The 7322-nt window shown below is 56.1% G+C and carries 10 protein-coding genes; 3 read left to right on the top strand and 7 right to left on the bottom strand.

All coding sequences use genetic code 11. The annotated features are described in order from the left end of the window. Nucleotides 1-430 (top strand): LysR substrate-binding domain-containing protein (locus tag AXE65_RS05665; RefSeq protein ID WP_239685036.1); only part of this gene is annotated, 430 nt, incomplete at its 5' end. Here the strand turns inward: AXE65_RS05665 and AXE65_RS05660 are convergent. After that, nucleotides 421-720 carry a helix-turn-helix domain-containing protein gene (locus AXE65_RS05660; protein WP_068389298.1) on the bottom strand — a complete coding sequence of 100 codons (300 nt, stop codon included), beginning with the start codon at nt 718-720 and terminating at the stop codon, nt 421-423. The two genes, AXE65_RS05665 and AXE65_RS05660, sit on opposite strands and share 10 nt — an antisense overlap. A gap of 111 nt (nt 721-831) precedes the next feature. Here AXE65_RS05660 and AXE65_RS05655 point away from each other — a divergent pair, with 111 nt between their 5' ends. Together AXE65_RS05655 and AXE65_RS14440 are read left to right on the top strand one after the other, a co-directional pair. Next, a complete protein-coding gene (locus AXE65_RS05655) occupies nt 832-1461 on the top strand; it encodes a substrate-binding domain-containing protein (protein WP_068389300.1) in 630 nt (209 codons plus the stop codon). A 226-nt stretch (nt 1462-1687) separates the two neighbouring features. Beyond that, the gene (locus AXE65_RS14440) at nt 1688-1915 is read left to right on the top strand and encodes a DUF1016 N-terminal domain-containing protein (protein ID WP_079214059.1); all 228 of its coding nucleotides are present in this window, start codon (nt 1688-1690) and stop codon (nt 1913-1915) included. On the opposite strand, the gene AXE65_RS05650 is transcribed toward AXE65_RS14440, so the two are convergent. The 6 genes from AXE65_RS05650 to rpmH all read right to left on the bottom strand — a co-directional run bounded on the left by AXE65_RS05650 (nt 1873) and on the right by rpmH (nt 7111). Beyond that, complete coding sequence (locus tag AXE65_RS05650; RefSeq protein ID WP_068389294.1) at nt 1873-3063, bottom strand: tyrosine-type recombinase/integrase; 1191 nt, start codon at nt 3061-3063, stop codon at nt 1873-1875. The genes AXE65_RS14440 and AXE65_RS05650 overlap by 43 nt on opposite strands. Before the next feature lie 183 nt (nt 3064-3246). Next, a complete protein-coding gene (gene mnmE / locus AXE65_RS05645; protein WP_068389291.1) occupies nt 3247-4596 on the bottom strand; it encodes a tRNA uridine-5-carboxymethylaminomethyl(34) synthesis GTPase MnmE in 1350 nt (449 codons plus the stop codon). A gap of 48 nt (nt 4597-4644) precedes the next feature. Then, on the bottom strand, nt 4645-6330 hold the full coding sequence (gene yidC, locus AXE65_RS05640) for a membrane protein insertase YidC (RefSeq protein ID WP_068389288.1): 1686 nt from the start codon (nt 6328-6330) through the stop codon (nt 4645-4647). A 9-nt stretch (nt 6331-6339) separates the two neighbouring features. Then, complete coding sequence (yidD, locus tag AXE65_RS05635) at nt 6340-6600, bottom strand: membrane protein insertion efficiency factor YidD (RefSeq protein ID WP_068389283.1); 261 nt, start codon at nt 6598-6600, stop codon at nt 6340-6342. A 5-nt stretch (nt 6601-6605) separates the two neighbouring features. Continuing rightward, nucleotides 6606-6959, bottom strand: coding sequence for a ribonuclease P protein component (rnpA, locus tag AXE65_RS05630; RefSeq protein WP_068389280.1), 354 nt, complete (start codon nt 6957-6959; stop codon nt 6606-6608). Between the two features lie 17 nt (nt 6960-6976). Continuing rightward, nucleotides 6977-7111, bottom strand: coding sequence for a 50S ribosomal protein L34 (gene rpmH / locus AXE65_RS05625; RefSeq protein ID WP_003291838.1), 135 nt, complete (start codon nt 7109-7111; stop codon nt 6977-6979). Nucleotides 7112-7322: the final 211 nt, after the last annotated feature.

The raw sequence follows: 7322 nt of genomic DNA, 5'->3' as shown, positions 1-7322 counted from the left end.
CGCAGAATCCGTCTGGCAGGACGCGCTGCTCGTCGCTGTCCCCATCCGCCATCCACTGCTCACCCACAAAACCATCCCACTGCCGGCGCTAGTGGACTACCCATTGATTCTGTATGACCCGCAGCATTGCGAAGGCTATTATCGTGAGCTGATGCGCCTGCTGCGGCCTTTGGAAGGCGATCCGAACATCATCGAATACGCCACTTCACAGGACATGATGCTGGCGCTGGTCGGTGCCGGTTATGGTATTGGCTTTATCACCGCCAATCGATTTGCACTGTGTCGATGCCCGCATGTCATCATCCGTCCCCTGAAGGTGGATTCAGCCGTGCTGACCACTTATCTGCTGAGACCGGATGAAGAACCATCACCTGCCTTGCTGGACAGGTTCGCCACGCGCCTGCATGATTGCGCAGCGCATCACGGCTGAGGGTTATCGGCTCCACGCAGGTTGGTTTCCGTGTCTGTCATCAACTCGGCGGCGCTCATCTTCAGCGCGTTGGCAACTTTCAAAATCAAGGCCAGTGTCGGCAAATGCTCGCCCCGTTCCATCTTGCCCATGTGTGAGCGCTCGATTCCAGCCAGAGCCGCCAATTCTTCCTGTGCAATTCCCCGCGCCAGACGGGCGCTGCGCACGGCATCGCCAAACGCCTGCGCCGGTTTGGCTTCATACGTTGTGGTGCCTCGGGGACGGCCTCGTTTAACGTGTCGCTTCTGCATGGGCAGAAGCGTCTATCAAATGATGGAATCAAACCACGTTAAACTTAACCATGCGCTATCATGCCTGCACGGCCAGATTTTCTGTCTGGCGATTTGTCGGGACTTCTTTTCATGCAAGACGGCATCTGCGTATCTTCACACATCAGGCTTGCCATTGCACCCGGCGTGCCTTCACGGCAACTTTCGGCGCTACTGGCCTTGCAGCGTGAAGAGGAGCTAGAGGTTGCCATTCGTTTATCGGAAGTATCAAACGATGCGCTGATGCTCGGGCTGCGGGAAGGCCGCTACGATGCCGGGTTGGCGCTTTCGGATGCGGCGAATGCTTCCCTGCACAGCCAGCCGCTGTGGCGCGAAGAAATGGCAATTGCCACGCCGTTACGACATCCTTTGCTTGAGAAGGCCGCATTGTCGCTGAATGACGTGGCGGACTATCCCATTTTCCGTTGGCAAGCCGAATCTTGCCCGTTGTTGGAACAGCAGATGGCCTGCCTTCCCGAAAAGCCATGCGATATTCAGTATGTCACTTCATTTGAATTGATGGCGATGTGGGTTGCCGCCGGTTATGGCATTGGCATTACCGCGCAATCGCGTATCGCTTCTGCCCGTGCATGGAGTGTCTGTATGCGCTCGTTTGTGGATGCGCCCTTTGAGGTTGTCACGCACCTGATACGATCAAGCAAGCACTGCCATGATACGCATGAGCGCTTTGAACGCAGGGCATTGCAGATCGACGAAGTATGATGGAGATTGGAATTTGGCCGTTTTTCCGAAATCAGGGGCAGTCCTTATCCTGAACCAAACTCCAAACACATCACCCTTGCCTGTTAACGTAAGAAATTCCGTCTCCGAGGCGAGCGGGTGATGCGACCTTTCCACGCCAGCATCCCGCAAAGACAGATACCATGACAACGAGCAAGAAAACCTCCCGCAAGAAACTTGTTCAGCCGGTGCGGGAAATGTTGCAGGCGTGGTCGAGCAGCTTTCCGCAGATTTGCGGACGGCTTTTCCCGGCATAGCTGGCTTCTCGGCTTCAAACCTGTGGCGGATGAAGGGCTTTTTTGAGACCTATCGTGACGCGATAAAACTCGCACCACTGGTGCGAGAAATTGGCTACAGCCCCAAAGGAAAAGGCCGCCAGCGCCCCGGGCGGACTCACACCACCAAATTGGCAGACGGTGCTAGTCCGTCGATGTAGTCCGCCCACGCCTGCAACATCTCCCGCCGCTGCTCGGCATACTCCGCTCTGTTGTAGACACCCCGCACGCCGCCGATGGTATGGTTCAGCGCCTTTTCCACTACATCCGAAGGCCAGCCCTGTTCGTGCAGCAATGTCGATGCCGTGCGCCGCAGGTCGTGGATGGTGAAGGCGGGGATCTCCTGCCCCTGCAATGACACCTTCAGCGCCTGGTTCAGTGCATTGCTGGCAAAGGGCTTGGCCAGTGTGCCCCGCCCCGGCAATACCCAGCCGCTGCTGCTGGCCAGCGGCTTGAGTTCCTTGAACAGCGTCTTCGCTTGGGTGGACAGGTAGACGATGTGCGGCTTGCCGGTCTTGGAGTTCTCGACCGGGATGTGCCACTCGCCTTCGTCCAGATGCACGTCCTTCCACTGCGCCAGCATCAGTTCGGACTTGCGCACCAGGGTCATCAGGATCAACTGGAAAGCGATCTTGAACTGGCGGCGGATATTGGATTTCTGCATGGCACGCAGGAACTGCCGGATTTCGTCGGGCGTCAGCGCCCGGTCGCGGGCGGCGGCGCGATAGACGTGCCGCATGGGCAGAGCCATGACCGGGTTGGCCTGGATCAGGCCGCAGGTCAGCGCGTAGTCGAACATGCGCTTGAGCAGGCCGCGTACCTGGCCGGCGGCGGCATCGAAGCCTTGTTCCTTCTTGCGCCAGATGACGCTGCGCACGTCCTCAGCGGTGATGTCCCGGATCGGCTTGCTGCCGATGTGCGGCAGGATGTCTTTTTCCAGGTAGCGGCGCGGCATGGTCACATCCTTGCGGTCGCGCGATTGGATGTCTTTGAAGAAGCGCTCGGAGAACTCGGTCAAGGTGGCGTCTTCTGCGCCGGCCACCTTGGCTTGCTGCTTCTTCTTTGCCGGCGATTCGCCCATTGCTACTTGCTGGGCCGCTTCATCCCGTTTCAGGCGAGCGTTCTTCAGCGTCAGCACGGGATATTTGCCCAGCGTCAGCTTCTCGTACTTGCCATTTAGTCGGTAGCGGTAACGCCAGACGATGCCCCCGGTCGGGAACACTTCCACATGAAGCCCCCGGTCGTCGGTGACCGTGTAGGTCTTGTCTCTGGGCTTGAGCGCCTTGAGTGCGATGTCGGTCAGTGCCATCTTATCCTCCGTATGTCCAAGCAGGAGAAATAAAGCAATCAACCAGCTACTTGGATCTAAACTTGGACATAAATTTGAGTGGCTTTAACTGTATCACAGAATCATTCAGTAGACAAAAATTCCTTTATTTATAAGGCTTAAAGCCACATAAGCAGACTTCAGTGGATGTCTTTGGACTCTACATCACTTCCCAATACAAAAGCTTTGAAATATCTTGCCGAGCAGTTCATCCGAGCTGATTTGGCCGGTAATTTGGCCGAGTGCTCTTTGTGCTTGCAGGAGGTCTTCGGCGAGTAGTTCGGGGGCGGCGTTTTGGCTGAGTTGCTGGTGGCCTTGTTGTAGATGCAAAGCCGCTTGGCGCAGGGCTTCGAGGTGGCGGCGACGGGCGCTGAATGAGCCTTCTGCGCTGCTGCTAAAGCCCATGCGTTGTTTGAGGTGCTCGCGCAGTAGCTCAAGGCCGCTGCCGGTTTTGGCCGATAGGGTGATTTGCGTGCTGCCGTTTTCGCCTTGCTGGCAAGCGGGCGTTTGCCCGGTGATATCGGCTTTATTGCGAATAATGCAGGTGCGTGCGGGTTTTGGCGCTTCGCCCAAGATAGCAGGCCAGACCGGCGCTTGGCTTTGACTGGCATCAGTGACCAACAGCACTAAATCCGCCTCGTTAATGGCGCTAATGGCGCGCCTAATGCCGATTTGCTCAACCGGGTCGGCGCTTTCGCGCAGGCCCGCGGTATCGATGATATGCAGCGGCATACCGTCGATTTGGATGTGCTCGCGCAGCAGGTCGCGGGTGGTGCCGGGGATGTCGGTGACGATGGCACTGTCGCGTCCGGCCAAGGCGTTGAGCAGGCTGGATTTTCCTGCATTGGGCAGGCCTGCTATGACCAGCGTCATGCCTTCGCGCAGTAGTACGCCTTGGCGGGCTTCGCTCAGCACTTCGTTTAAGGCTTGTTGCAATGCCTTAAGTTGGGCGAGAACCGCTCCGTCTGCCAGAAAGTCGATTTCTTCTTCGGGAAAGTCAATCGCCGCTTCGATATAGATGCGAAGTTGGGTTAATTGTTCACAGAGTGTGTGAATACGGCGGGAAAACTCGCCTTGCAGCGAGCGCAGGGCATTGCGTGCGGCTTGTTCGCTTCCGGCTTCGATTAAATCAGCAATGGCTTCGGCTTGGGCGAGGTCGAGTTTGTTGTTTAAAAAGGCGCGTTCGCTAAATTCGCCCGGCCTTGCCAGCCGTGCGCCTAATTCCAAACAGCGGCGTAGCAGCATATCGAGTAGCACCGGGCCGCCGTGCGCTTGTAGTTCCAGTACGTCTTCGCCGGTAAAGCTGTGTGGCGCGGGGAAATAGAGCAGTATGCCTTCATCGATAACCTGACGCTGGCTATCGCGAAAAGGCAGGTAGTGCGCTTGTCTGGGCTTTGGCGTTATTTCGCCAATGGCTAAAGCAATCGGCAAGGCGAGTGCGCCGGATACGCGAATAATGCCAATGCCGCCGCGCCCGGGGGCGGTGGCACTCGCTGCGATACTGTCTTTTTGCATGGCAACGCTTCCAAAGCAAAACGCCCCAAAGCGGGGCGTTTTAAGGGGTTAGGTTTTACTCAAGGAGAGTGCCCGTTCCATTTTGCGCGTGATATACCACTGCTGCGCTATCGAGAGGATGTTGTTGACCACCCAATAGAGCACCAAGCCCGATGCGAACCAGAGGAAGAAGAAGGTAAAGATAATCGGCATCAACTGCATGATGCGTGCTTGCATCGGGTCGGGCGGGGTGGGGTTAAGGCGCTGCTGAATCAGCATGGTCGCGCCCATGATGATGGGCAAAATAAAGTACGGGTCACGGATGGACAGATCAGTAATCCAGCCCAGCCAAGGTGCTTGGCGCATTTCTACGCTTTCCAGCAAGACCCAGTAGAGCGCAAGGAATACCGGCATTTGCACCAATATGGGCAGGCAGCCGCCTAACGGGTTGATGCGTTCTTTTTTGTACAGCTCCATCATTGCGGCGGACATTTTTGCGCGATCGTCGCCAAAGCGTTCTTTTAGCGATTGCAATTTAGGAGCCACCGCGCGCATGCGTGCCATGGATTTGTAGCTGGCCGCCGACAGCGGGAAAAACGCGAGTTTAATCAATAAGGTGAGTACGATAATCGACCAACCCCAGTTGCCCAGGAGGCTGTGGATATGTTCGAGCAGCCAGAAAATCGGCTGCGCCAGCAGCCATAAAAAGCCGTAGTCCACGGTGAGCTCTAAGCCAGGCGAAAGCTCTTTTAGGCGCTTTTGGATTTTTGGGCCAGCGTATAGCGTGGCGCTGGTTTGCACCTGCTCGCCGGGCGCTGCAACGACGGTCTGTCCAGTAAAGCCGACGATATAGCGCCCTTCGCCGTCTTTTCGCGTTTGCACCACATTTTGGCTATTTTTATCGGCAATCCAGGCGGTTACAAAGTAATGCTGCAACCAGGCGACCCAGCCGCCTTGCAGGCTTTCTTTAAACGGATGCTTGTCCATATCGCTTAAAGAGAGCTTTTTATACGGGTCTGCCGGTGTCCACAGTGCCGCGCCCAGGTAGGTTGCGGTACTGGCAAGCCCGGCGCTGGAGGGGTCTGCGCTGTTATCACGCTTAAGCTGCGCAAACAGATTGCCGCTAAAGGGCTGTGCACTTTGGTTATCAATGAGATAGCTAACCTCAATCTCATAGTGGTCGGGTTTGAAGCTAAAGCGTTTGGTAAAGGCAATACCATGGTTTTGGTAGGTTAAATCCACATTAAGCGTTTCGCCGCTCACCATTTGGTAATGACTTTGTGCGCTGCTCCAAAGTGCGCGACCGCTCGCTTGGTCGGGCGCATTCGCGCCCAAAAGGCCGCTTTGTGCGAGATAAGTGCGTTCATTACCGTTATCAAAAAGCTGAAACGGCACATCAGGGCGGTCTTGCCGACGCGGGTACTTGGGCAAGGTTAGCTGGACAATATCGCCACCCTGCGGGTCAATAGCGAGATTAAATACATCCGTTTGCACTTGGATAAGGCCGCTGCTGGCAGGCTTTGCCGTTGCGATAGCGGAGGCCTCGACAGGCGGCGCTTCAATCGTCGGCAAGTCGCCGGACGTAGCGCTTGGGTTTTGCGCGGGGGTAGTCGGTAAATCGGTATTATTGGTGGTGGATTGCGCCGGGGCGACAGGCGGCAGCGCGGCCTGGCCGTAGTCCTGATTCCATTGCAGCACCATCAGGTAGGTCACTATCGCCAGCATAGCGATAAGAATTGTACGTTTAATATCCATAACTAATGATTAACTTCTGCTTAGGTTTTTGGGTTCTGCCGAATGATGGCAATGCGGGCAGTCGGGTACCGGGTCATAGCCGCCCGGGTGCCAGGGGTGACAACGGCTTAAGCGGCGCACGGCAAGCCAGCCACCACGCAGCAGACCATGTTGGCTAATGGCTTGTTCGGCATAGGCCGAGCAGCTTGGATAAAAACGGCAATGGCTCGCCATCATTGGGCTGATGGCGTAGCGATAAAAGCGGATAAGCAGCAGCGCGAATTTACGCATAGGTGCTACTTAAACTTACGCAGCAGGCGCTGCCAGAGGCTTTCAAGCTGGCGGGTAAATTCATCATTACCCTGTTCGGCAAGACCTTTGCGGGCGAGCACCACAATATCCAAGCCCGCCAAGGCGCTCTGATTAAGGCGAAACGCCGTGCGGATCAAGCGCTTTAAGCGATTGCGCTGCACCGCGAGTTTGACGCTTTTTTTGCCGATGACCAAACCAAGGCGTGGCGCTTGCAGGCCGTTTTTTCTGGCGAGCAACAAAACATCGCGCCCATTGGCGCGGCTGTCGGGTGCGTCAAAAACAGCCTTGAACTGCTCGGCATCAAGCAGCCGCTTATCACGCGAAAAGCCTTGGCACATGGCCTCAAAGCGCGGGATTAGACCGTTAAGCGCTTGCGACCCTTGGCGCGGCGGCGAGCCAATACTTGGCGGCCGTTTTTGGTCGCCATACGGGCACGAAAACCGTGGGTGCGAGCACGCTTAATGGTGCTGGGCTGGAAAGTACGTTTCATAAGAGTTACCTGTTGACGGCCAGTTGCGAGCCAAGATAAAAATCAAGGCGCATTGGCCTTAAGTTAAAGGCGGCAATTTTAGTGAAAGCCTCTCGCTAGGTCAAATACTGCGCCCACTGTGTGTCAGTGATAAGTAATCTGTCCGCATCAGTAGCAAATGAACTGTCCGGTTTTACTGACCGCCGAGGAGGTGGTCATGAAACGGACGCTA

Source organism: Ventosimonas gracilis, assembly GCF_001580025.1.
GTDB lineage: Bacteria > Pseudomonadota > Gammaproteobacteria > Pseudomonadales > Pseudomonadaceae > Ventosimonas > Ventosimonas gracilis.
This window is presented reverse-complemented; position numbering and strand designations above follow the sequence as displayed.

Excerpts from the sequence above, each read along its gene's own strand:
- AXE65_RS05660 (WP_068389298.1), bottom strand. The coding sequence starts at position 720 with ATGCAGAAGCGACACGTTAAACGAGGCCGTCCCCGAGGCACCACAACG.
- yidD (WP_068389283.1), bottom strand. The coding sequence starts at position 6,600 with ATGCGTAAATTCGCGCTGCTGCTTATCCGCTTTTATCGCTACGCCATC.
- rpmH (WP_003291838.1), bottom strand. The coding sequence starts at position 7,111 with ATGAAACGTACTTTCCAGCCCAGCACCATTAAGCGTGCTCGCACCCAC.
- AXE65_RS05655 (WP_068389300.1), top strand. The coding sequence starts at position 832 with ATGCAAGACGGCATCTGCGTATCTTCACACATCAGGCTTGCCATTGCA.
- AXE65_RS05650 (WP_068389294.1), bottom strand. The coding sequence starts at position 3,063 with ATGGCACTGACCGACATCGCACTCAAGGCGCTCAAGCCCAGAGACAAG.
- rnpA (WP_068389280.1), bottom strand. The coding sequence starts at position 6,959 with ATGTGCCAAGGCTTTTCGCGTGATAAGCGGCTGCTTGATGCCGAGCAG.
- mnmE (WP_068389291.1), bottom strand. The coding sequence starts at position 4,596 with ATGCAAAAAGACAGTATCGCAGCGAGTGCCACCGCCCCCGGGCGCGGC.
- yidC (WP_068389288.1), bottom strand. The coding sequence starts at position 6,330 with ATGGATATTAAACGTACAATTCTTATCGCTATGCTGGCGATAGTGACC.